This is a genomic window from Streptomyces sp. NPDC057137, assembly GCF_042670825.1.
In the GTDB taxonomy this organism is placed as follows: domain Bacteria; phylum Actinomycetota; class Actinomycetes; order Streptomycetales; family Streptomycetaceae; genus Streptomyces.
The window spans coordinates 1-21,716 of the sequence record NZ_JBHUUW010000057.1 but is presented as its reverse complement, the minus strand read 5'-3'; the positions used below and the strand labels follow the sequence as shown (position 1 = coordinate 21,716).

Sequence of the window (21,716 nt, the reverse complement as noted above, 5' to 3'; positions counted from 1 at the left end):
TCACGCGTCGGGCACCCAACTGCCGTGGAATCCCAGGGGCACCCGGCCCGGCAGATGAATACGCGCGACCGGCCGTCCGGTGAAGTCCTGGGCCGACAGGATGACGAGGTCGGACGCGCCGCGTTCCGGGTTGTGGACGTAGGCCAGCGTGTAGCCGTCGTCCTCCGACTCCGCAGACGCCGACGCCGTACGGGACGGAACGAAGACAGCTTCCGAGGTCGCCGCGCCCCTCGGGAAGCGGTGCACCTGGCTGGTGCCCCGGAACAGGTCGTGCTTGATCAGCTCGTTCCTGAAGGACCCGTCCGGCGGCACGCCGTCGACCGTGCCGTAAGCCCGCCACATGTCGGCGGCCGAGGCGGAGTACGCGTACCGGTGGCGGTGCGCGACCAGCGACTCGTTGACGCGCGGGAACTCCTGCGGCCGGTCGTCGAGTCGCTGGTGGCGGACACTTCCGTGGGCCAGATCGATGGTCCAGCGGTCGAGGCTGGGCGTCCCGTCCGACGACGGGCCGCCGTTGTTGCGGCCCTCGACGTACATGGGGGCGGGCATGGACGTGAAGTCCACGACGATCCCGTTGCCCTCGTCGTAGGCGTTGAGAGTGTGCGAGTAGTAGAGCGGGTCGACCTCGAACCAGCGCACCGGGCCGCCGCTGCGGCGCATGACACCGACCCGCATCGGGTGCCGCTTGTTCCACTTGTACGGCACGGTGTCACCGGCCTCGGCCCCGGCCATGTCGAACGTGATCGGGACGTCCACGATCACGACATGACGCTCCGTCAGGGCGAAGTCGTGCATCATCGGCGCGTCCGCGACCGGGATCTTCGTCACGCGAACCACCCGGCCGGTGTGGTCGATCACGAGATGCCGCACATGGTCCCAGGTCGGGTAGTACGAGATGGCGTGCAGCTCGTCGGCCTTCGCGTCGTACTTGGTGTGCGCCGTGAACGCGCCTTCGAGCGTGGAGCGGAAGTCGTACGGGCGCACCGTGTTGAGGTCACCGTCGAGTTCGTACGGCAGCGGCCCGCTCTCCTGGAGGGCGAGGATGCGGCCCTTGTACGGGATGACGTGGGTGTTGGCGGGGAAGTCGTCGGGCGGCACCTCGCCCGGGTACGGCTCGCCCAGCTTCTCGGCCACGGAGGCGGAGCGGACCCAGCGGTTTCGGTACCACTCGGCGCGACCGTTACGCAGCCGGACGCCGTGCACCATGCCGTCGCCCTGCATCCAGTGGTGGGCCCGCGGATCCTCCAGCCCGAGCACGTTCGGGCCGAGCCGCAGATAGCGGCCGTTCAGCTCGCGGGGGACGCGGCCCGTCACCGGCAGGCCGAAGGCCGTCAGCTCCTCCGTGACCGGCGCGAATGGGCCCTGGAGGAACGGGTACGAGACCCCGCCCCGCCCGCCGCCCTGCCCGCCGCCCTGCCCGCCGGCCGTCCCACCGGCCGTCCCACCGGCCGTCGCGCCGGTGAGGCCGCGGGCGGCGGCGTGGGCGATGCCGGCCTGGCCGCCCGCGCCGTACACCCCCACCACACTGCCCGCCGCCGCGACGGCCGCGCCCTGCAATACCCTGCGCCGTGTGTGACCACTCATCGCACTTCCCCGTGTTTCGCATGCCTTCGACAACCCCGACGGGCTTGTCGGTCTCAGTAGGGAAGATCTTGCTGCGGATACTCGCGCAGGTCAGGAGGGCTGAGGCCCGAGTCAGGGTGTAGCTGACCGGTCTGTGTCGGAGTGTCGCTCACCACCCTTCGGGTGTCCTCAGGGGCGGTCGGACCCCGTCAGGCGCGGCGCCTCGACGGCGGCGTCGACCGGGGCGTTCTCGATCCGTTCAGCCAGGTCACGGGCCCAGGAGGCCAGGCCGGGGACATCGATCCCGTACGGCGCCTCGTACCCGGAGATCCGCTCGGCGCCGCGCAGCAGCAACCGCGCCCCGCCCGTCGGATTGCCCCGGGCGGCGTGCGTCAGCCCCACCGCGAGCTGCGCCATCCCGCGCCACAGTGCCTCCTCCTCGCCGGGCCCCGACTTCCATGCGTCCTCGAACACCTCGTGCGCGTGGAACGGCATCCCCGCGTCGAGCAGCCGCTGAGCCTCCCGCAGCGTCTCGCCGGGCGCCCGCACCACCCCCTCGGGCTGCCGCTCGACCCCGGGCGCCCCGTAAGGCAACGGCCGCCCCAGCCCATCCCGCGGCCGCGCGTTCCGCGCCCGCCCTTCGAAGTCTCGATCCCGCGGGTTCTCGGTCATGCCCCGATTGTCTCCCGGCTGTCTCCCACCCCTCCCGCCCCTTGGGCGGCCCGGCGCCGGTCCGGGGTGGGGTAATGTTCTCCACTGTGGCCGCCGGGGAGATCTCCCGGACGGCGGAACAGCGGGACGTGGCGCAGCTTGGTAGCGCACTTGACTGGGGGTCAAGGGGTCGCAGGTTCAAATCCTGTCGTCCCGACTCGTGAGAGTCGCAGATCAGGGCCGGTTTCGGAGAAATCCGAAACCGGCCCTTGATCTTTTTTGGGGCAGCTTCGCCGGCAGGGCGCGTTGGAGAACAATCGTCCGCAGAATCGCCGGTTTGGCCAACCGGCGATTCCGAGGTTTATTCACTTCCTCGCTTCCTCGTATTCCACGCACCGATTTCCAAGCACCGACCGTTTCCGTGATCCGCTGCGATGGGTGCGGAAGGCCCGGTCATTTACCACTGGCGGCACGGAAGGCCGGGGCCCTCGGTCTCTGTCTGGCTGGTGTTGGCCCAGACCGGGGCGTGCTGTTGGTCAGCTCGCCTGCGTTACCACCGCCGTCGTTGGCCCCTTGATGTCAGGCGGCCGAGCCCGCCTCTGGAGCTTCGGATGGTGTTTCGTCTCGGTGGCGGCTTTTGCTGGTGGTTACGTTTCCTGGAGCTTGGTGAGGATCCACTGGCCGAGTTCTGTGGTCATGACGGTGTGGCCTTCGTTGGTGCTCGCGCATTTGAAGTCGTGGAGGTCGCTGTAGTCGCCGTCGACCTTGCTGTAAAGGTTGTCGTGGTTGTCGATGTCGGCCGACGCGATGGCGCTGATGGTGGGGACGAAGGTGGAGGTGTTGTAGGTCAGCTCCGCCTGCTTCTTGTCGATGAGGCGGGCCAGCATGGCGGCCATGCCGAAGTTGCCGGCGCCGTCCAGCAGGGGGGCCTCGGGGAACAGGCCGCCCGGGGCGCCGTCGATGTCGGGGAAGTTGCTGGTGGTGACCAGGACCGGTGCCGCGCCCGCCTTGTGCAGCTCGGCGACGGTCTGCCGTCCCTTGTTCTGGGTGTTGAGACGGGTGCCGTTCAGCTGCGGGCCGCTGCTGGTCATGGCGGAGTCGCCGGCGGGGATGTTGTTCCCGGCGCCGGTGCCCGTTCCGTTGGCGACACCAAGGAGCCGGGGGATCTGGGGCCAGCTGCCCATTCGCTCAAGTGCTTCCAGGAAGTCGGTGCGTGCCTGGTCCTGGCCGTCGGCGACGTCGAGGGAGACGTTGGCGGTCGCGGTGTGCCAGCGCAGCAGCTGCCGGGCGGCCGGGCTGTTGACCATGGTGGAGAAGCTGCTCAGGAGCGGGCCGTCGATGGGGCGGCTGCCCCAGTGTTCCTTCACGAAGTGGGCGAACGCCTGGACTCCGATGGGCAGCCACGCGCCGCGGTGCGGGGTGTCGTAGGAGAGGTAGGTGGAGGTCTCGTGCCGCTCTTTCTGGCGTTCCATCTTGGCCAGGGCGTAGCGGGTGACCAGTCCTCCCATGCTGAAGCCGCCCACCGTCAGCGGGGCCGAGCCCTCACGGTCGGCGATCGCCCGCCTGATGCACTCGGTCGCCGCGCCTGCGTTGTCGAGGATGGACGCGGAGCGCTCCTCGAAGCCCAGGAGGACGACGTCGAAGCCGGCCTCACGCAGCGTGGAGATGAACGGGTACTGCCCGTTCTCCAGGCCCTCGTACAGCGCGTGGGGGTCGCTGGGACCGAGGGAGAAGCCGTCGGCGAGGATCACCGGCCGCTTGACGCTCGTCTGCTTCGGTGAGCTGTAGAACACCCACGCGGTCCCGCCCCGGAGCGGCCATGCGGTGTTCCAGGGGGTCGCTTTCGGGGATGCGGGTCGATCTCCCGGAAGGGGGCCCCAGATACTGACAACAGGCTTGGACATGCTTCGACGTCTCCTTGGTCTCGCGGCTGGTCATGCCGACCACGGCCATCGTCCCGACGCCGGCACCCGAAGATCTCCTGAATCAGGCGGCATCACTCTTCCGGGGACGAAACCGCCTTTGCCACCGCCCTGTTACCCGCCGCGCCAAGCGCGCCTCAAGTACGTGGGCTCAGCCCCTGACCGGAAGCCGGGCCAACTCAGCCGCTCAGTCTCAGTTCTGAGGTCGGGTAGCCGGATCACGTTGCCGTGAACGGGCCCCGCGATCCGGCTACCCGACCACAAGTCCTTGGGGGTGAGCGCCTATCGGCGCACGCGGAGTCCTAGCTCTGCTCGGCTGCCTCTTCCATCTTCTTGCGAAGGCTCAAGGGCCGCATGTCCGTCCACACCTCATTGATGTGCGCCAGGCAGTCGGCCTTGGAACCGGTCTTGCCTTCCGTGCGCCATCCGGCCGGGATTTCCTGCTCTGCCGGCCAGAGGCTGTACTGCTCCTCGTGGTTGACGAGCACCTGGTAGGTGCGGTTGTCCTCTTCTTCGTTCCAGCTCATGTCGGTTCACCTTTGGTCGCTGGTCGGTTGGAAACCGTTGAACGAGGAAGACGACGTTCCGTCACGCAGCACTGGCTTCGGCGGGCGACGATGCTCTTGGCCTCGGCCGGCGGAAGCACGGTCCCCGTCATAGCCCGCCTGGTCCAGGTTGACGAGGACACCGTCCGCGACGTGATCCACAAGGTCAACGAGATCGGGCTCGCATCCCTGAACTCTCGCTGGGCGGGAGGCCGTCGCCGCCTTTTCGATCGTGACGACGAGGACTTCGTCGTCCGGACGTCATCGGACGGGAGGCCCTGCGGTGCTTACTCGCCCGCCGCGGGATCTCCTTCCAGCACACGAAGACCTGGAAGGATTCCCCGGAGGCGGACTTCGACGCCAAGCCGGCCCGGATCGAGTACGCGATCAACGAGCGGCCGGACCACACCTTCGCGTTCGACGAGTTCGGAGCCGTGGGAATCCACACCTGGGCCGCCCGGACAGCACAAGCCGCGGGCCGGAACGTGACGGAGCCCGGGAGCATGTCCAGCTCCCGGGCTCCAGCTTGCCACCCATTTGCGCACACCGGCGGCGTTTAAGAACCGCGGGTCATGTTGAGATCGACGTGTTCTGCCTTTGAACTACAGCGCCACGAGAGAGGCGCCGGGGGGACTTGAACCCCCATCCGTCGATGTTCGCCCACGCTCGGTCGATCCGGTGTTCGGCGGCGAATACTGAGACTGGAGCGAGAATCTGAGTTTCACGGGGCCGCCTCTGCCAGGCTTGGGCCACCCCCGCACGTGGTGCGGGGAGAGGGATTCGAACCCCCAACTGACACCCCTTCATCAGCTTCAACATCAGTTTCAGCTTGCGCTCATCGCGCACCCTCCGCTCGCGACGGAGGGCGTATGTGGGGGCTACCGGAAGAGGTAGCCGAATACCGCGTCGCCGACCCGCTGGTCGGTGACCTCGGTGCTGTTCGCCTCCTCGCGGGCGAACTTGACGGACTGCTGGAGCTTCTCGACGCGGTCAAGGAGCTCGTTGACCCGCCGGGCGGGCAGCGCGCCGGAGAACTTCACCGTGGTCCAGTAACCGACCGGGACGTCCTCGTAGTACACCTCGACCTGCGCCGGGTGCTTCTCCGTGGCCTCGGCCTTCACGTGATTGCGCGGAACCTTCTTCGTGCGGATGGTCCGCACCGGGTCCGTCTTCCACGAGTCCGTCGAGGGGTCCAGGTTCCACGACTCGGAGGCGTCGAGCACCGGCAGCTTGCGCACGAAGGTGTGCAGGTCGGTGAGTTGCTTCTCCAGGAACAACAGGTACGGGACGGGCACCTGGGGCAACAGCACCGTACCGTCGACCACCACGTCCGCGACCGCGGACCGGTTCGCCCAGTCCTTCGTCGCGGTCACGTCGAAGAGCCGCGTCAGCGTCCCGGCGGTCGCCCGCAGAGCGTCCTCGGCCTTGATCTGCACCCGCGTGGACTCGGGCGGCAGTTGCTCGCCCTCCTCGTCCTTGGGCTGGTAGGTCCGGGAGATGCCGGCCAGCAGGGCGGGCTTCTGCACGTCCTGGTGAGCCTGGGTGAGCTCCTGGAGGGCCTTGGACTTGACGCCCTTTTCGACTGCGATGATCTGATTCAACTTCGGCACACGGCGAACCTAACAACCCCGCGCCGCACACACATCCGATTAAACGCCTGCCCCGTCCCTTCCGGCCGAGAGGGCGGTGCGGCGAGTGTGAGCCCGGACCGGGCCAAGGACGGCCACCCGGCTTTGACGAGGACACCGACAAGAAGCGCAGCACCCTACGCGACCCGACAGTAGACGCTTTGGCCCTGGCGCCGGGCGCTGCCGACGAGAGCGGCCAGATCACCCAGGATCACGTCAGCAACCTCCGTGTCGATGGCCTCGCCGTCCTCCGCGCGCTGCGCGGCCCACGAAGTCGCGACGTCGCGCAACTTGGAGGGCTCGGCGTCGGCAAGTGCGGCAGACAGGCGAGGCGAGATCGCGAAGACGACGCACCCGCCTTCATCCTGATGCCTGACCGCTCACGTCCAAGATCGACCGGACAGGTTCTAGGGCCGGGGGGACAGGGGCGTCAGCGCCCAGCTCAGTCTCCCGCGAGAAGCCGTCAACGCGCTGGCAGCGGGTCAGGAAGTCGAGATCGGCGAGTTCGTACCCGCCATGTCGGCGTCCCTCGCCGAACTGCGGGAATGCTGCGGCGCTTCGGCGCTGAGATTCGCCGTGTGGCCGAAACCCAGGCCGACGGGGCTCCAATCGACGTCATCAACGCCCTTCATGACCAGTTGGCCGAAGCTGAACGACTCCGCGGAGAGTTGGTCTTCCTGGTCCTGGACAGTATTGAAGAGGCTCAACAGAAGCGTGCCTGGAGCCGGTTCGCTCCGGTCAAGCTTCGATGGCGCACATTGACCCGCCTGGACGACCTCGGCCTGGGGGTCACCGGCCAGCTGATGGAGCAGCCAACAGGGCTTCGGGCGCCCCGCGAGGTGCCGCAGATCCACCGAACGGTGGAGGCGCGAATCAACCCAAGCTCAGACGCCACGGTCGATGTGGCGGGGTGCGGTGCGTCCGTAACTTCGCGGTATGACCGCATTGGAAGTACGGAATCTGCACAAGCGCTACGGGCGGCACGTTGCCGTCGATGACGTCTCTTTCGCCGTTGAAGAGGGGGAGATCTTCGGCATCATCGGGCCCAACGGCGCCGGCAAGACGACAACCGTCGAGAGCATCGCCGGCCTGCGAACGCCCGATTCGGGCTCGATCTCTGTGCTGGGACTCGACCCGGTCAAGGACCGGGCGGAGGTGCGTGAGCGGCTCGGCGTGCAGCTGCAGGAGAGCAGCTTCCCAGACGCGATCAAGGTCGCCGAAGCCCTCGAACTCTACGGCTCCTTCTACCGGAACCCCGCCGACTGGCGCGAGCTCATGGAGCTCCTTGGTCTCACCGAGAAGCGCAGCACGCAGTACAAGGCTCTCTCGGGCGGGCAGAAGCAGCGGCTTTCGATCGCGCTCGCTCTGGTCGGCAATCCGAAGGTCGCGATTCTCGACGAGCTCACGACGGGACTGGACCCGCAGGCGAGGCGCGACACCTGGAGCCTCATTGAGCGGGTTCGTGACTCGGGCGTCACGATCCTCCTTGTCACGCACTTCATGGATGAAGCGGAGCGCCTCGGCGACCGGATCGCCGTCATCGATGGTGGCCGGGTTGCCGCAGTGGATACGCCCGCAGGGCTGATCGCGCAGTCGAGCGCGGTGCGGCAGGTCCGGTTCCGCGTGAGTCAACCGCTGGACAGGAGTGTCCTGACCGGGCTTCCCGACGTGACCGATGTCGAGATCACCGGGGGCCGCTGGCTGGTCACCGGCAGGGGACAGCTTCTGAGCAGCGTCGCAGGGGCTCTCGCCAGGGCGCAGGTCGTGGCGGAGGATCTCCGCGTCGACCAGCGCAACCTCGACGACGCGTTCGTGGCCTTTACGGGACGCGCCCCGAAGTCCCCGTCAACCCTCCGAGAAGAGGGTTGACTGATGCGTGCACTCCTGAAGATGGTCAAGGTCGAGACAAAACTCTTCCTTCGAGACTCTGCCACCGTCGTCTTCGGTGTGCTGTTCCCGACGGGACTCCTGCTCGGGCTGGGTGCCGTCCCGGCGCTCAGAGAGTTGTCGCCGGAGACCGGCGGGCTCCGGTCCATCGACATCTGGGCGCCGACGGCACTGGTGTTCGGGATGGTGATGATCGCCGTGCAGCACGTCCCGGCGGTAATCGCGACGTACCGAGAGCGCGGCATCCTGCGCAGGCTGTCGACCACTCCTGCGCATCCGCGCAGTGTCCTGCTCGCGCAGATGATTGTCGCGTTCGCCTCCGTGGTCGTCTCCGCGGCACTCATGATCTTCCTCGCGTGGGCGGTGCTGGACATCGCGCCGCCCGAGCGGCCCCTGGAGTTCGTCGTCGCCTGCATTGTCGGCTATGCGGCGCTGCTCGGGCTCGGCATGATCTCCGCGGCCGTGGCCCGCACGAGCAGTGCCGCGAACCAGATCGGTACCTTCCTGTTCGTTGCGCTGATGTTCTTCGGCGGAGCCTTCCTGCCCCGTGTCCTCATGCCCGACGTGCTGCGCGAGGCCGGCGAGTTCATACCGCCCGGGCTGCAGGCTCTCACCGCGGCGTGGTCCGCCGAGGCGGGCGAGATCACCGCCACCGCCGGTGGGCAGCCCTTCTGGCTGCAGATTGCCGTGATGGCGGGTATCGCGGTGATCGCGAGCGCGCTCGCCGCTAAGCTCTTCCGCTGGGAGTAGATGTCGATGATGCGGGATGCCGGGGCCGGTGAGCGCCCGAGCTTCGGGACGTACGAATCCACCGTCGCGGAAGAGGCGGAGATCGCGAATCGCTCCCGGTTGGCCTGGAAAGAGGAGCAGTTACGGGTCTGGGACCTGCTGCAGCTGTTCACACCGTGGCTGCTGCTGACGATCTCGACAGCGATCTATTTCTCGTGGGTACTTCCGGCCTCCGGTGAACGCTTCTGGCCCGAGGGCGCATCCGTCCTCGGGCTGGTCGCGGTCCCGGTGCCGTGGGTGTTGTTCGGTCACACGCTGCCCATCAAGAGGAGGACGCTCCGGCCCGTGTCGGCGGGCATCTTCTTCGTCGGGCTGCTGGCGCTGTGCGCCACCCTCATGACGTACTCCGATATCTTCCTCGTCTTCACCGTCGCGGGCTTCTTCCACGCGTACTTGCTCAGGCCGTGGCCGTTGGGGGTGCTCGGAGTCCTGGCCACCTCCGTGACCCTCAACGGCTCGGCGATGCGCGTGTGGGCCGATCCGACCCCGGACATGCTCGCGGAGTTCATCCTGATCGTCGCCGTGCAGACCGCGGCGATCGGGGTGGGCATCCTGCTGACGGCGCGCAGCGAACCGGAGGAACTCAAGCGGGAGGAACTCGTCGAGCGGCTTGAGGTGGCACTGCACGAGAACGCCGGGCTCCATGCGCAACTGGTCGCCCAGGCCCGTGAATCCGGGGCGCAGGACGAGCGGCAGCGATTGGCCGGCGAGATCCACGACACGCTGGCCCAGGGTCTCGCCGGCATCATCACGCAGCTTCAGGCAGCGGAGCGTTCCGCGAGTGTGCGGGGCGGGACGGAAGAGCACGTCGCGCGTGCACTTCGGCTCGCGCGCAGCAGTCTGACCGAGGCCAGACGGTCCGTGCGGGCGCTCGCTCCCCAGGAACTCGGGCGGGCCCACCTCCCCGACGCGCTGCGCACGTTGACCGAGCGATGGTCGCAGGACCACGGGATCAGCGCGCAGTTGGAGGTCACCGGCACCCGAGAGCCACTGAGCCCGGCGATCGAGGTGTCGCTCTTCCGGGTCGCGCAGGAGTCGCTGACCAACGTGGCGAAGCACGCGGAGGCCTCGCGCGTCGGTGTCACGCTGTCGTACACGGGCACCGAGGTGCTGTTGGACGTGCGGGATGATGGACGCGGGTTCGCGAAAGGGGTCGGCACCGGCTTCGGCCTGACGAGCATGCGCCAGCGCATCAGAGGGGTCGGCGGTCACATCGAGGTGCAGAGCGCACCGGGTGAAGGAACATCCGTCAGTGCGCGCGTTCCGGCGATCGCCCCCGGGGGCACGAGAGCAAAGGGGGAGACCGACCGATGATTCGACTGGTGATTGTCGACGACCATCCGATCGTGAGGGGCGGTCTTCGCGACACCTTTGCGGACGCCGAGGACATCGTTGTGGTCGGTGAGGCCGGGGACGGCGCCGAGGGCATCGAGCGTGCGAAGGTGCTGGCGGCGGATGTTGTGCTCATGGACCTTCGGATGCCCGGGATGGACGGCGTCGCCGCGACCGCGGCCCTGCGCGCGTGGGCCCCGAGTACCCGAGTGCTGATCCTGACCACCTTCGACAGCGAGAGCGACGTACTGCCGGCGATCGAGGCGGGTGCGATCGGATATCTCCTGAAGGATGCTCTGCCCGACGAACTGACGCGAGCCGTCCGTGCGGCCGCGCGTGGAGAGTCGGTCCTCGCGCCGTCGGTGACGCAGCACCTTATGGGTCAGGTTCGGAGGCCCGGCGCCGGCACACTGACCGATCGAGAGAAGGAGGTGCTGCAACTGGTCGCGAACGGCAGTTCGAATCGAGAGGCCGCTACGGCGTTGTTCATCGGCGAAGCGAGCATCAAGACCCATCTGCAGCACATCTACGACAAGCTCGGCGTTCGTGATCGAGCCTCGGCGGTGGCCGAGGGCTACCGCCGCCGCCTGCTCACGTGACGCCCCCGCTGCCGGCCACCGCGCGGCAGGACCGTCGCGAGCGGCATCGCGATCGGAATGGACGACGACGTTCGCCAGGTCGCGGTAATGCGGCCTTCTCCTGCCCCGACCTGACCTGACCTGCCCCGACCTGACCACCTTCACCCGCCTGGACGACCTCGGCCTGGAGGCCACCGCCCTCTGCGGTACGGTCCCCGGCTCCGCCCTGGGGGCCAAGGGGCCACGGGCCGGCATCGGGTCCATCGGCAGCCGCAGCACTTCCCACCTCCCGCTCACGGCGATCGCCCGCGCGTGGGACCCAGCGGGAACCTCCGGCCGGGTCTCCGAGTCGCGCGGCCGGCCTCGGCGTCGTACACACGAGTCATAAGGAGGACACGGCGGGCACGTCCGCGACATCGGCTCTCATCGCCCCGCGCCCCACGGACGCGGGGCGAAGCCGATGATGTGGGCCGGCCCCTCCGCCGCACCCTCCAGACAGGAGACCGACATGACGTCCGTACTGATCACCGGCGCCTCCAGGGGCATCGGCAGGGCCATCGCGATCGAACTTGCCGCGCGTGGCCACCGGGTCGTCGCCACTGCTCGTCGGCCCGAGGACCTCGACGATCTCCCCGTCGACCAGCGTCTGCGCCTCGATGTCACCGATCAGAAGAGTGTCGACGAGGCCGTCCGGGAGGCGGGAGAGATCGACGTGCTCGTCAGCAACGCCGGTGCGACGATCCGCGCGCCCCTGGAGAGCGTGCCCATCTCCGAGGTCGAAGCCCTCTTCCAGCTCAACACCTTCGGCCCCCTGCGCGTGGTGCAGGGTGTGCTGCCCGCCATGCGCGAACGAAGCGCGGGCCGACTGGTCTTTGTCTCCAGCGTCCAGGGCCGGCTCGTCGTGCCGATCATCGGTCCCTACGCCGCCAGCAAGTGGGCGATGGAGGCGTTCGCCGAGACGCTGGCCGTCGAGGCGGGCCACTTCGGCGTCAAGGTGAGCATCCTCCAGCCGAGCACTGTCTCCTCCGGGGGAGCCGAGCGCGCCAAGTCGTTCTTCACGGAGAACGACCCCTACACGCCGCTGTTCAAGCAGTTCGGCCCTCTGCGCGGCACGTCGATCTTCGAGCCCGTCACCCCCGAGGAGGTGGCCGCCGCGGTCGCCGACACCATCGAACAGCCCGACCCTCCGCTGCGCGTCCCTGTGGGTGCGCCCGCCAGGACCGCTCTGGAGGCCCGCAAGGCAGCACCGGAGGACGCTCCCTTCGTCCCGCTGACGCTCGACTGGTAGCCGCATCGCGCGCCGCCGGAGCCGGCCCTCAGGTGATCACCACCCCACGGCCCTCTCCTTCTTCGACGGCCTGGAACTGGTCGAGCCGGGCGTCACCCAGGTCCACAAATGGCGGCCGGACGCCGAGCAGCGGCATGTCCTCGACAGCGACATTGCGATGTACGGCGCGGTGGCACGTAAACCTTGACCGATCGGCGACGGACGGATCCGGTCGTTCACCGAAGCGGGTCACCGGCCGACGTGGCCCGGGTCACCGGCCGAGGTGCTGAGGGCGGCCGGATGGTCGGGCAGGGTCACGGTGCTGCTGACTCTCTCTCCCAGCTTGAGCATTCCGTTCAGGAACAGGGGACGCGACAGCAGGGCGTTGCGGAGGCGTATGCCGGTGGCGGTGCCGGGGGCGAGGAACTTCCCGGTGCGGTCGCCGCCCGCCTGGCAGCCCTTGGCGTACTTGCGGAGCCTGCTTTCGTATCGCGTGAAGGCCGTCCGGTGGTCGCCCCGGGCTCGGGCGAGTTCGCCGGCCAGCACATAGGCGGCGACCACCGCGGTCCCCGAGCCCATGCCGCCGATGGTGGCCCCGCAGGCGGCGTCACCGACGAGACAGACTCGCCCCGTCGACCAGGTGTGCACGTCCGCCCGGCTGATGGAGTCGAAGTACAGGTCGGGGGCCTGGCGCAGGGAGGCGAGCAGGCGGGGCACCTCCCAGCCGAGCCCGGAGAACGCGTCGTCGATCAGACGTTTCTGCTGGTCGAGGTCGTGGCGGTCGTAGGACAGTTCCGGCGAGGCGAAGGCGAAGAACGCCCCTGCCTGGGCCGGGTCCCGGTGGTCGACGCCGACGGAGGCGAGGCGCCCCGGCACGTTGTATCCGACCGATCCCCTGTACCCGACCGATCCCTTTGCCAGGCCCAGATCATTGGGCAGCCGCCAGGTGGCGGCGTAGTACCCGAGGTGGCTCACGTAGTCCTCCTCCGGGCCGAAGGCAAGACGACGGACGTTGGAGTGCAGCCCGTCCGCGCCGATGACCAGGTCGAAGTCGCGTGAGACGCCGCGTTGGAAGTCGACCCGTACGCCGGAGGGCGTCTCGGTCAGGTTGGTGATCGAGTCGCCGAAGACGTACTCGGTACGGGGGAGGCTGTGCTCGTACAGCACTGCGGCCAGGTCGCCGCGCAACACCTCCATCTCGCCCCCGGCGAACTCGGCCGGCAGCTGCAGCAGCGTCCGTCCGCGTTCGTCGACGAAGCGCATCGGGCTGCCGCCGGTCTGGAGGTCGCGCAGTGCGGGGAGCAGGCCCATGCGCTCCAGCACGGTCAGGTGGGTCTCGCCGCGGAAGTCGACGGCCTGGCCTCCCTGGCGCAGGGCGGGGGCCAGTTCGACGACGGTGGGCCTGAAGCCGAGGCGCCCCAGCCAGAAGGCCAGCGCTGGGCCGGCGATGCTCGCGCCGGAGATGAGGACGTTCTTGGTCATGGCATTCCTCCACTCAGAAACTGTGTCCTTGGGACACTATTAATTACTGTGTACCTTAGACGCAGTTGTCTCGGCAAGGGGCCGGGGCCGGGGGCAGGTTCAGGGCGCGGGGCGCGAGGCAGGAGGAGCGACGGACATGGATGGCGAGCACGCCGAACTGGTGCGGCTGCTGTGGGGCCCACACCCCAAGCCCGCGCGGGGCCCCCGGCCGACACTCGACCTGGACCGCATCGCGCGGGCGGGTATCGAGATCGCCGACTCGGAGGGGCTGGGCGAGGTCTCCATGCAGCGCGTCGCCGCGCGGCTGGGCGTGACGAAGATGGCGCTGTACCGGTACGTGCCCGGCAAGGCGGAGCTGGTCGCGCTGATGGTGGAGACCGCGATCGGCCCCTGCCCGCCGTCGGCGGAGGGGCGGCCCGTCGGCTGGCGGGAGCAACTGGAGGAATGGGCGCGCCAGTTGCTCACCCTCTTTCTCCAGCACTCCTGGGTGCTGGCCGCCACGGTCGGCCCGCGCGTCCAGGGACCGGGGGAACTGTCCTGGCTGGAGCGTGCCGTCTCCGCACTGGACGGCACGGGGCTGAACGGTGCCGAACGCATGGACGCGGCTGTCCTGTTGGTCGGTCACGTACGGGGCATCACCCAGCAGGCCCACGCGGCAGGCGGCCCCGCGGGCAACCCGGAGGCACAACTGGGCGCCATCCTGGGCGACTTGATGCGGTCGCACGGTGAGTCGTTTCCCGCACTCACCGCGGCCTTCGCGTCGGCGGTCGAGTCCGACGGCCAGGATCAGGCGTGGGAGTTCGGCCTGCAGCGCATCCTGGACGGGTTGGCCGCACTCATCGACCAGCGGCGTGTCGACCACCGGCGTGCGGGCTGACCGCGGCCTGGATCATGTCCTCCCGGTGGGAGGGTGCTCAGGGTTCACGGACGAAGTGAGCACAGCCCGAACATTCATCGAGATAGCGGTGCCGGCACTCGACGGTGTGCTCCAAGAAGGTGATTGCCTGCTGTCTGCGGGCGACCTCACTTTCGAGTGCGGCGATCTTCGCCCTCACAACTGCCTGTGCGGCTCGCTTCTTCGGCGCCATGGCCGCGATGACTTCCGGCAACGAGAGCCCGACGTGCCGCAGCTTCAGGACGGTGCGTGCCTGCTCCAGCGCCTTGTCGTCGTACACGCGGTAGCCGTTGCTGTCGCGGCGCACGGTGAGCGCGCCGACATCCTCCCAGTGCCGCAGTACGTGAGCTTCGACGCCCAGCTCTGCTGCAACTGCTCCGATCGTCCGCATCACACACGCCTTGCCTTCATGTCGACCTGAACCCCTAGCGTCTCGATCATGCCTGACACCACTCGCCCCACGGGCACTCATCGGAGTCCATCGATCCTGGTCACCGGCGCGACCGGCAACCTCGGCCGTGAGGTCGTCGACCGCCTCCAGGCACATGGAGCGCGCGTACGGTGCCTTGTGCGCCACCTACCCCATCTACCCGGCTCGCGCTCGGCGGTCGAGTCGGCGGTCGTGTCAGTGATCGGCGACCTCACGGACCGTACGGCCGTCCGTGCCGCGCTCGTGGGTGTCGACGCCGTCTTTCTCATCTGGCCACTGCTCGATGCCGCTGCTGCCCACGGACTGGTCGCGGAACTCGTCGCGGCGGCGCCCCGTGTCGTCTACATGTCCTCGACAGCCATCGACGACGAAGCGGCCCGGCAGAGTGATCCCATCGTTCAGGTGCACGCCGACATGGAAGCCCTGCTCCGTGACGCCGGGCTGCGCCCCGTGGTGCTGCGCAGCGACACACTGGCCTCCAACGCCCGTGGCTGGGCGGCACAGTTGCGGGCGGGCGACGTGGTCGCGGGCCCAAACGTCGCGCGCACGGCCGTCGTCGACGAACGCGACGTCGCCGATGCAGCGGCAGCCGTACTGCTCGCGTCGCACCATGACCAACTGAGCCTCGAACCATACGTGTTGACGGGACCCGAAGTGCTCGGCCGCGCCGACCAGGTCGCTCGACTCGGTGCCGCGCTCCGGCGCGGTCTGAGCTTCGAGCCACTGCCCGCCGATCTCGCGCGATCACGCATGCTCGCGGACGGTCGTCCCGAGCGACTGGTGGAGGCGCTGCTGGCTGCCTCGGTGTGCCGACCGGAGTCACGTCGCATCACCGATCACGTCGAGCGCCTCACCGGACGACCGGCGGGCACGTTCGCGAAGTGGGCCGTCGACCACGTGGCCGAGTTCAGCTGAGGGGCGGCGTCCCCGTCATGTGGTTGATTCGGTGGGCTGTTCTGAGAGCTGTTCCGAGGGCTGCTCCAATGGCTCCTCCGAGGTTTGCTCCGAGGTTTGCTCCGACGGCGTGAGCGAGGTGTCGGGACCGATCTCGGGAGGCGGATCTGACACCTCGCTCCCCGGTACGCCGCTTTGTGAGGGTGTGATCGATGGGCTCCGCTGTTGCTGATCCACGTCGCTGGACGAGATCGTCGCCCCGAGAACCAGCACACCGAGAACGGCTGCCACCGCCACCGACCCGATCAGAAGGCGTGAGACTTTCCACGGCCGCGCGGGCGGAACAGGCGCGGGACCGCCGCCGCTCGCGCCTGCCAGGGGTGCGTGTCCACCGCCGTCGTGGCCGGCCGCCCCGCGCACGGGAGCGGAAACCGGCGTGACGACGGGCGTGGCACCCGTGGAGCCGGTGGAACCTGCCGACCTTGGGCCGAGCTCCGAGGCCACGATGTCCGCAGGCGGGCCCAGCCGCTTCAGTACGGCGCGGACCGCGTCGGCATGTACGACGTCTGCTTCTTCCAGACCGGCGTCTATGTGCTCGACGATCTCCTGTCGTAGCTCCGCGCGGCGTTCGGTCGTGAGGAATACGGAAGCATTGTCGAGACGACCCAGGTACTCCTCGACAAGCCGATCTCCTGTTGAGGTCACTGCTGCTTCCTCTCGCTGTCCAGAAGGCTGTCGACAGTGGTTTTGAAGGCGCCCCACTCTCCCGTGAAGTCCGTCAACGCCGCCCGCCCCGTGGCCGTCAGCGTGTAGTACCGGCGCGGTGGCCCGGTGTCGGACTCTTTCCAGACAGTGTTCACCCACCCCTCCTTCCGAAGCCGTGACAGCAGCGGGTAGATGGTGCCCTCGCTGGTCGCGAGCCCATGGGCATCACACAACTCCCGTACCAGTTCGAAGGCGTACTTCTCGTGGTCGCGAAGAAGCGCCAGAACGCAGAACTGCAGGACCCCACGCCGGAGTTGGCTCACTCCGGAGTGTGCTCCACCAAGTACCATGCAGCACAAGGTACCTGCCGAGAGACGTTACCGCCAGACCGGGCCTCCGTGCCGCGCCTGGTCGGAAAAGCCCGCCCCATCACGCACTTGTGTCACAGATCATCGACAGCGCCAACCGAACAGGCGGGTTCCCCTGTCTTGCGGGGCGGAGGGCGGCCAGCCCCCGCCCGTTGCCTGCGTCAGCCGAGGAGACAGCTGCCATGTCCGAGACTTCAACTTCCTTGATCCGGCGTCTTCGTGGCCGGCCCATGGCACTCGCCGCAGCCGGTACGGCCCTTGCCCTCGCCGCCCCGATCCCGGCGTCGGCGTCGGCAGCCGCTCCCGACCCGGTCTCGGTCCTGAAGTACACCGCCAAGGAGCGCAAGGAAGCCCTCGCCTACTGGACGACCGCCCGCATCAAGGCCGTGGGCAAGTCCGTGGACCTCGGCCCGAGCGGACCGAAGGCCAAGCCGTACAAGGGTGTCGCGCTGAAGACCGTGGGTCGGCTCTTCTTCGTCAACGCGAAAGGCGCCGACACCTGGTGCAGCGCCACCGCCGTGAAGAGCGCCAACCGCTCCGCGGTGATGACCGCCGCCCACTGTGTGCGGATGGGCTCCTCTCCCGGCAACACCAACACCACGATGGTGTTCGTCCCCGGCTACAACAAGGGCAAGAAGCCGTACGGCGTCTTCGCGGTCCGCACCGCCGCGACTCCGCGCGCCTGGGTGAACGACTCCACCAACGACATGGCCGCGCTGGTCGTCGACACCGACAAGAGCGGCAAGAAGCTGACCGACGTCGTGGGCGGCCAGCCCATCGCCTTCAACCGCCCCGTCGGCGGCACCGTCTCCGCCCTGGGCTACTCCGCCACCAGCCCGCAGCTCGGCGAGGAACTCCTGCGCTGCGTCGGCAAGACGAAGAAGGAGCACGGCACGCAGGTCATCCCCTGCGACCTGACGGGCGGCTCCAGCGGCGGCCCCTGGCTGGCCGACTTCAGCGCCACCACCGGCAAGGGCACCCTGGTCTCGGTCAACGCCGCGCTGGACTCCCTGGTCCCGACGAAGATGTACGGCGAGTTGCTGGGGGCCACGGCCAAGAAGGTGTACGACCGCGCCCAGAACGGCTAGACACCCCCTAGGGGGCGTCTTGCCGATCTTGCCGGGCTCGCGGTCCCTGGCACGCACGCTCGCCGCGTTGTCGTCGGTCGGCATGGCTCCGCCATGCCTCCCTCCTCCGCCTTGCGATCGCACGCACCAGACCCCGCTCCCTGATCCGGCCTGATCGACAAGACACCCCCTAGGCCCTGTCCGGGCGGATACGACGGCCCTCAGGGGCGTAGTGCCTGAACTGCCAGCAGCAGCAGCCAGGTCCAGCCGATGGTGACCGAGACGCGCTGGATCAGACCGCCGTAGGGGGACATGCGCCCGCCGCTGGTGAACGCGGTGCTCGACAGGGCCATCGTCGCGATGAAGAGCACTCCGGAGGCGATCGAGTAGACGGCCCAGCCGGGTGAGCCGGCCGGGGAGAGTACGAAACAGGCCGCGGCGAGGGCGAGGAATCCGATGGAGGAGAGGAGGTCGTGCAGCGCCCCCGCGCGGGTGTGGCGTTCGAGTTGGTCGGGGGTGCCGGGCGGGTAGCCGCGTACCGGGTCCGTCCTGAAGAGGCCCGCGCCCAGCAGGCCGATCGCCCACACCCCGATCAGCGGCGCGCCCCAGCGGGAGTCCTCCTCTCTCCACAATCCGACGGCGAAGGCCGACGACAGCAGGCCCGCGAGGAGGAAGCCGGCCGTCTGTGCCCATCCCGCAGGGCCGAGCGCGAGTGAACTGACGGGGTGGCGGAGGGGCGAGTAGCCCGCGCGTGTGGCGCCCGCCAGCAGATACGTCACGGTGAAGAGGGGGCCGGCGGCCACCCCGCAGGCCAGCAGCGGTTGATTGCCCATCCTGTCAACATAGGTTGACATTGCGAGCTTGTCAACGCGGGTTGACGTGAGGTCATCGGTCCGGCCTCACGTGAGTAGCCTGCTCAACCGGACGGCTTGCCGTTCGGCTGTTCCCGGCGGGTTGCGGGGGCGCTCGGGGTCGTCGAAGGACAGAAGGAACAGCCATACGAGCGCGAGGAGCCTGCGGCAGTCCTGGAGGCGAACGCGTTCCTGGGCGGTCAGGTCGAACTCGGCCAGGAACGACACGACATCGAGGGGCCGGTCGACCCAACTGGCCACGTGCTCGGTGATCTCCGCCAGTTCGAAGGCGCGGTCGCTGAGGCCGGAGTCCTCGAAGTCGACGATCCGCACGCGGGAGCCGTCCCACAGGTAGTTGGCGAGATTGCCGTCACCAGGTCCGAAGACCCGAGGGACATCCGGCTGGGTGGCGGCTCTCTCCAGGCCCGAGCGGGCCAGCCACTCCAGCCCCCGGTCCATCGCCCCGCCCACCTCGTCACCGACCCGCGGGCGAGCGGCCGGCACCCAGCGGTGGATGTGGGCGATGAGCTGCTGCTGCCTGCCCGGTCTGACCGGGATCTCGGCCAGTACGTCCGCGGGCACAGCCGCGTACAGCTCACTCAACGCGGCTGCCAGAGGCTTGAGTTGCTGACCGGTGAGTGACGTTCCCCGCAGTTGTTCGCCCGGCAGCCGGGACATCACCACGACCGGCTCGGCGGCCGCGATGTCCGCGCTGCGGGGGACGGGCGCCAGCCCCGGCGCGTACCTCGCGAGCAGCGTCAGCGCCCGCCACTCCCGCTCACACTGCTCGCGGCTCTCGGCTCGGAACCGCTTGGTCACGGCGTCGGCTCCCAGCTCCACAGCGTGTGTGCTCCACGGGACAGAACTCATGGGACGCGATCCTGCCAGGCAGGCGGGCAGGCGGGCAGGCGGGCAGGCACGCGGGCAGGCGAGGTGTGCCGACCGCGTCTCGGATCGACGCCAGAAGTCTCAACTCCCTTTCGTAGTGCGACGTATGCCGATAGATTCGCCGACCCCCCACTTTCTGCACATACGCACAGCCTGAGGGGACATCACATGATTCGCCTACGAACCGCTCTCGCCGCCGCGGCGGCCGTCGCTCTCCTTCCGCTCACCGCCGCCTGCGGCGACAGCGACCAAGGAACCGCCGAACGGGCCGCCACCGGGGAGCAGGCCGACGCGGCCCCGGCCGACGAAGACCCGGCCACAGAAGAGGAACCGGCGGAAGAGGAGCCGGCGGAGGACACCGAGCTCGCGGTCGGTGACGGCTTTCGCTACAAGGACGGCGTCAAGATCACCGTCACGAAGGTCAGCGAGCTGAGGGCGTCCGACTTCGGCGAGTACGACACCAAGCCCGAGGCCGACCGGACCGGCTTCCGCGTCTCGTGGGACATCACCAACGGGGCCAAGAAGCCGATGGACCTCGACGCGTGGGGCTTTGACGCGCAGGGTGCCTCCACCGGCGGTACGACGGAATCGATCTCCGCCGAGAACGGATCCCGGATGATGGCCGGCCGCCTCGCCCCGGGGAAGACCGGCAGGTTCACCGCCGAATACGCGCTGGCCAAGAGCGACGGTCGCGACATCGTGTTCACCATGACCCGCATGGACGAGAACGCCGACATCCTGGCCGAGGACCCGCACTGGACCGGCTCCATCAAGTAGCACCCCTCCAGCACTCCTCCGAGTGGCGCTCCCCAACCGGCCCCGCCACGGCAGCTCCGTGCAAGGTTCTCGCAAGGGTCCGTCGAGGCGAACGTGGCTGAGTCACGGCGATGGCTGACCCTGGTGGGGCGCAAGAAGATACTCGCGGTGATCCACACCGTGACGTACGGGAAACGACTGCCCGGCGGGCCCCCGGTTGTCTGTGCCGCCCGTTACGGGCGGCGGCCGAAGAACTCCACCTCCGCCAGGGCGATCCGGCGGTCCTTCCCCGTGCCGTACGCCGAGTTGACGATGAGCTTGGCCCGTACGGTGTCCGAGCCGCGCAGGTCGAAGGTCTGCTCGCCAGCCTGGTCCCGCAGCCGGATCGCCCGGCTGGTCAACTTGCCGTCCTGCGAGGTCAGTTGCACGGTGACGCGCGCCGGGCGGGCCTGGGTGAGGAATTCGTCCTTGCGGGCCGATGTCCCCGAGAACACCAGCAGCTTCATCACCCGCACCGGCTCGGCGAAGTCGCACTCCAGGAACTCCCCGACGCCGTCTCCGGTCGCCTCGGGCGCCCAGTAGCGGTTGTTGAACCCATCGACAGCCGCACCGCCCGGATGGCCCGACTGCGCGCTGGACGCGCGGCATTCCGTCGGCGGCACCGACTCGGGCTTCCCCGTCTCCTCCTTCGCGAGGCCGAAGAGACCGGACATGTGGGGGAGCGCGAACCAGATTCCCACCGCCAGCAGGATCAGCACGATCGGCAGCCCGACCCGTGGCCTCCATCCGCGTCGCGGCCGGGTGCCCGCGACGGGTGACTGCCGGGGTTCGCGGCTGAGGATCCGGCGCCACCAGGGCGGGCGGATCGCAGGGGGAGGGCCCGGGTCCAGGAGGAGGGCGCAGCGGGAGCAGAGGGTGCGGTCCGGGGTGTTCTCCGTGCGGCAGTGGGGGCAGACGATCGGCGGCCCGGTGGTGGCGGGCGTCGTGGGCGGCTCGGCGGCGCGCGCCCGCGCGTCCGAGTCCGGCCACGCGTCCGGTCCCGGGGCGGGGTCCTCGCTGTCGCCGGGGCGTCTCGGGGCGGCGGCGGTTCGGCGCCGGTCTGCATTCGCCAGAACCGGCCGTCGGTGTCGGGGCGGACGACGGCGCGGGCGAAGGTCACCCGGGCGTACGGCTCGAAGTTGTCCGGCTCGACGAGCTCGACGTCGAGGACGTCGGTGT

22 protein-coding genes, 1 tRNA gene and 2 pseudogenes are annotated in these 21,716 nt (G+C 68.8%); 12 read left to right on the top strand and 13 right to left on the bottom strand.

All coding sequences use genetic code 11. The annotated features are described in order from the left end of the window. The gene (locus ACFT9I_RS31595) at window positions 1–1,584 is read right to left on the bottom strand and encodes a carotenoid oxygenase family protein (protein WP_382569918.1); all 1,584 of its coding nucleotides are present in this window, start codon (window positions 1,582–1,584) and stop codon (window positions 1–3) included. A 168-nt stretch (window positions 1,585–1,752) separates the two neighbouring features. Then, a complete protein-coding gene (locus ACFT9I_RS31590) occupies window positions 1,753–2,235 on the bottom strand; it encodes a DUF309 domain-containing protein (RefSeq protein ID WP_382569916.1) in 483 nt (160 codons plus the stop codon). Window positions 2,236–2,357: 122 nt separating this feature from the next. On the opposite strand from ACFT9I_RS31590, the gene ACFT9I_RS31585 reads away from it, so the two are divergent. After that, window positions 2,358–2,431, top strand: a tRNA-Pro gene (locus ACFT9I_RS31585). Between the two features lie 430 nt (window positions 2,432–2,861). Here ACFT9I_RS31585 and ACFT9I_RS31580 read toward each other — a convergent pair. Both ACFT9I_RS31580 and ACFT9I_RS31575 read right to left on the bottom strand, forming a co-directional pair. Further along, window positions 2,862–4,007, bottom strand: a complete 1,146-nt coding sequence (locus ACFT9I_RS31580; RefSeq protein ID WP_382569914.1) for an esterase/lipase family protein — start codon at window positions 4,005–4,007, stop codon at window positions 2,862–2,864. 431 nt (window positions 4,008–4,438) lie between these two features. After that, entirely contained in the window at window positions 4,439–4,663 is a 225-nt protein-coding gene (locus tag ACFT9I_RS31575) for an MbtH family protein (protein ID WP_382569912.1), read from the bottom strand. Window positions 4,664–4,753: 90 nt separating this feature from the next. Here ACFT9I_RS31575 and ACFT9I_RS31570 point away from each other — a divergent pair. Beyond that, a pseudogene (locus ACFT9I_RS31570) lies at window positions 4,754–5,145 on the top strand (helix-turn-helix domain-containing protein); the annotation flags it as partial. Window positions 5,146–5,559: 414 nt separating this feature from the next. On the opposite strand, the gene ACFT9I_RS31565 reads toward ACFT9I_RS31570, so the two are convergent. Continuing rightward, a complete protein-coding gene (locus ACFT9I_RS31565) occupies window positions 5,560–6,291 on the bottom strand; it encodes a hypothetical protein (protein WP_250966525.1) in 732 nt (243 codons plus the stop codon). A 500-nt stretch (window positions 6,292–6,791) separates the two neighbouring features. Then, entirely contained in the window at window positions 6,792–7,016 is a 225-nt protein-coding gene (locus ACFT9I_RS31560) for a hypothetical protein (RefSeq protein WP_382569910.1), read from the bottom strand. Between the two features lie 229 nt (window positions 7,017–7,245). Here ACFT9I_RS31560 and ACFT9I_RS31555 point away from each other — a divergent pair, with 229 nt between their 5' ends. The 6 genes and pseudogenes from ACFT9I_RS31555 to ACFT9I_RS31530 all read left to right on the top strand — a co-directional run. Further along, window positions 7,246–8,178, top strand: coding sequence for an ABC transporter ATP-binding protein (locus ACFT9I_RS31555; protein ID WP_382569908.1), 933 nt, complete (start codon window positions 7,246–7,248; stop codon window positions 8,176–8,178). A gap of 3 nt (window positions 8,179–8,181) precedes the next feature. Further along, window positions 8,182–8,946 carry an ABC transporter permease gene (locus tag ACFT9I_RS31550; protein ID WP_382569906.1) on the top strand — a complete coding sequence of 255 codons (765 nt, stop codon included), beginning with the start codon at window positions 8,182–8,184 and terminating at the stop codon, window positions 8,944–8,946. Next, window positions 8,947–10,299, top strand: a complete 1,353-nt coding sequence (locus ACFT9I_RS31545) for a sensor histidine kinase (protein WP_382569905.1) — start codon at window positions 8,947–8,949, stop codon at window positions 10,297–10,299. It begins immediately after the preceding gene. After that, window positions 10,296–10,916 carry a response regulator gene (locus ACFT9I_RS31540; RefSeq protein WP_382569903.1) on the top strand — a complete coding sequence of 207 codons (621 nt, stop codon included), beginning with the start codon at window positions 10,296–10,298 and terminating at the stop codon, window positions 10,914–10,916. Before ACFT9I_RS31545 ends, ACFT9I_RS31540 begins: the two co-directional genes overlap by 4 nt. Before the next feature lie 487 nt (window positions 10,917–11,403). Next, on the top strand, window positions 11,404–12,183 hold the full coding sequence (locus ACFT9I_RS31535; protein WP_382569901.1) for an SDR family oxidoreductase: 780 nt from the start codon (window positions 11,404–11,406) through the stop codon (window positions 12,181–12,183). Window positions 12,184–12,229: 46 nt separating this feature from the next. Next, a pseudogene (locus ACFT9I_RS31530) lies at window positions 12,230–12,370 on the top strand (SAM-dependent methyltransferase); the annotation flags it as partial. 41 nt (window positions 12,371–12,411) lie between these two features. On the opposite strand, the gene ACFT9I_RS31525 reads toward ACFT9I_RS31530, so the two are convergent. Further along, complete coding sequence (locus ACFT9I_RS31525; protein ID WP_382569899.1) at window positions 12,412–13,644, bottom strand: FAD-dependent monooxygenase; 1,233 nt, start codon at window positions 13,642–13,644, stop codon at window positions 12,412–12,414. Between the two features lie 136 nt (window positions 13,645–13,780). On the opposite strand from ACFT9I_RS31525, the gene ACFT9I_RS31520 reads away from it, so the two are divergent. Beyond that, the gene (locus ACFT9I_RS31520) at window positions 13,781–14,521 is read left to right on the top strand and encodes a TetR/AcrR family transcriptional regulator (protein ID WP_382569897.1); all 741 of its coding nucleotides are present in this window, start codon (window positions 13,781–13,783) and stop codon (window positions 14,519–14,521) included. A 37-nt stretch (window positions 14,522–14,558) separates the two neighbouring features. On the opposite strand, the gene ACFT9I_RS31515 is transcribed toward ACFT9I_RS31520, so the two are convergent. After that, a complete protein-coding gene (locus tag ACFT9I_RS31515; RefSeq protein WP_382569895.1) occupies window positions 14,559–14,930 on the bottom strand; it encodes a MerR family transcriptional regulator in 372 nt (123 codons plus the stop codon). A 48-nt stretch (window positions 14,931–14,978) separates the two neighbouring features. Here ACFT9I_RS31515 and ACFT9I_RS31510 point away from each other — a divergent pair, with 48 nt between their 5' ends. Beyond that, window positions 14,979–15,884: an SDR family oxidoreductase gene (locus ACFT9I_RS31510; protein WP_382569893.1), complete on the top strand. Its 906-nt coding sequence runs from the start codon at window positions 14,979–14,981 to the stop codon at window positions 15,882–15,884. A 15-nt stretch (window positions 15,885–15,899) separates the two neighbouring features. Here ACFT9I_RS31510 and ACFT9I_RS31505 read toward each other — a convergent pair whose 3' ends face one another. Both ACFT9I_RS31505 and ACFT9I_RS31500 read right to left on the bottom strand, forming a co-directional pair. Then, entirely contained in the window at window positions 15,900–16,568 is a 669-nt protein-coding gene (locus ACFT9I_RS31505; RefSeq protein ID WP_382569891.1) for an HAAS signaling domain-containing protein, read from the bottom strand. After that, on the bottom strand, window positions 16,565–16,918 hold the full coding sequence (locus ACFT9I_RS31500; protein ID WP_382569889.1) for a PadR family transcriptional regulator: 354 nt from the start codon (window positions 16,916–16,918) through the stop codon (window positions 16,565–16,567). Before ACFT9I_RS31500 ends, ACFT9I_RS31505 begins: the two co-directional genes overlap by 4 nt. Window positions 16,919–17,118: 200 nt before the next feature. Here ACFT9I_RS31500 and ACFT9I_RS31495 point away from each other — a divergent pair, with 200 nt between their 5' ends. Beyond that, the gene (locus ACFT9I_RS31495) at window positions 17,119–18,024 is read left to right on the top strand and encodes a trypsin-like serine peptidase (RefSeq protein ID WP_382569887.1); all 906 of its coding nucleotides are present in this window, start codon (window positions 17,119–17,121) and stop codon (window positions 18,022–18,024) included. A gap of 200 nt (window positions 18,025–18,224) precedes the next feature. Here ACFT9I_RS31495 and ACFT9I_RS31490 read toward each other — a convergent pair whose 3' ends face one another. Then, a complete protein-coding gene (locus ACFT9I_RS31490; protein ID WP_382569886.1) occupies window positions 18,225–18,836 on the bottom strand; it encodes a DUF998 domain-containing protein in 612 nt (203 codons plus the stop codon). A 66-nt stretch (window positions 18,837–18,902) separates the two neighbouring features. Next, the gene (locus ACFT9I_RS31485) at window positions 18,903–19,724 is read right to left on the bottom strand and encodes a phosphotransferase family protein (RefSeq protein WP_382569884.1); all 822 of its coding nucleotides are present in this window, start codon (window positions 19,722–19,724) and stop codon (window positions 18,903–18,905) included. Between the two features lie 186 nt (window positions 19,725–19,910). On the opposite strand from ACFT9I_RS31485, the gene ACFT9I_RS31480 reads away from it, so the two are divergent. Continuing rightward, a complete protein-coding gene (locus tag ACFT9I_RS31480) occupies window positions 19,911–20,519 on the top strand; it encodes a hypothetical protein (protein WP_382569883.1) in 609 nt (202 codons plus the stop codon). Between the two features lie 212 nt (window positions 20,520–20,731). Here ACFT9I_RS31480 and ACFT9I_RS31475 read toward each other — a convergent pair whose 3' ends face one another. Continuing rightward, window positions 20,732–21,256 (bottom strand): discoidin domain-containing protein, encoded by a 525-nt coding sequence (locus ACFT9I_RS31475; protein ID WP_382569881.1) that lies wholly within the window; start codon window positions 21,254–21,256, stop codon window positions 20,732–20,734. Between the last annotated feature and the right edge of the window lie 460 nt (window positions 21,257–21,716).

Coding starts and splice junctions, on each gene's coding strand:
- ACFT9I_RS31595 (WP_382569918.1), bottom strand. CDS start 1,584: ATGAGTGGTCACACACGGCGCAGGGTATTGCAGGGCGCGGCCGTCGCG.
- ACFT9I_RS31590 (WP_382569916.1), bottom strand. CDS start 2,235: ATGACCGAGAACCCGCGGGATCGAGACTTCGAAGGGCGGGCGCGGAAC.
- ACFT9I_RS31575 (WP_382569912.1), bottom strand. CDS start 4,663: ATGAGCTGGAACGAAGAAGAGGACAACCGCACCTACCAGGTGCTCGTC.
- ACFT9I_RS31555 (WP_382569908.1), top strand. CDS start 7,246: ATGACCGCATTGGAAGTACGGAATCTGCACAAGCGCTACGGGCGGCAC.
- ACFT9I_RS31550 (WP_382569906.1), top strand. CDS start 8,182: ATGCGTGCACTCCTGAAGATGGTCAAGGTCGAGACAAAACTCTTCCTT.
- ACFT9I_RS31545 (WP_382569905.1), top strand. CDS start 8,947: ATGTCGATGATGCGGGATGCCGGGGCCGGTGAGCGCCCGAGCTTCGGG.
- ACFT9I_RS31540 (WP_382569903.1), top strand. CDS start 10,296: ATGATTCGACTGGTGATTGTCGACGACCATCCGATCGTGAGGGGCGGT.
- ACFT9I_RS31535 (WP_382569901.1), top strand. CDS start 11,404: ATGACGTCCGTACTGATCACCGGCGCCTCCAGGGGCATCGGCAGGGCC.
- ACFT9I_RS31525 (WP_382569899.1), bottom strand. CDS start 13,644: ATGACCAAGAACGTCCTCATCTCCGGCGCGAGCATCGCCGGCCCAGCG.
- ACFT9I_RS31520 (WP_382569897.1), top strand. CDS start 13,781: ATGGATGGCGAGCACGCCGAACTGGTGCGGCTGCTGTGGGGCCCACAC.
- ACFT9I_RS31515 (WP_382569895.1), bottom strand. CDS start 14,930: ATGCGGACGATCGGAGCAGTTGCAGCAGAGCTGGGCGTCGAAGCTCAC.
- ACFT9I_RS31510 (WP_382569893.1), top strand. CDS start 14,979: ATGCCTGACACCACTCGCCCCACGGGCACTCATCGGAGTCCATCGATC.
- ACFT9I_RS31500 (WP_382569889.1), bottom strand. CDS start 16,918: ATGGTACTTGGTGGAGCACACTCCGGAGTGAGCCAACTCCGGCGTGGG.
- ACFT9I_RS31495 (WP_382569887.1), top strand. CDS start 17,119: ATGTCCGAGACTTCAACTTCCTTGATCCGGCGTCTTCGTGGCCGGCCC.
- ACFT9I_RS31490 (WP_382569886.1), bottom strand. CDS start 18,836: ATGGGCAATCAACCGCTGCTGGCCTGCGGGGTGGCCGCCGGCCCCCTC.
- ACFT9I_RS31485 (WP_382569884.1), bottom strand. CDS start 19,724: ATGAGTTCTGTCCCGTGGAGCACACACGCTGTGGAGCTGGGAGCCGAC.
- ACFT9I_RS31480 (WP_382569883.1), top strand. CDS start 19,911: ATGATTCGCCTACGAACCGCTCTCGCCGCCGCGGCGGCCGTCGCTCTC.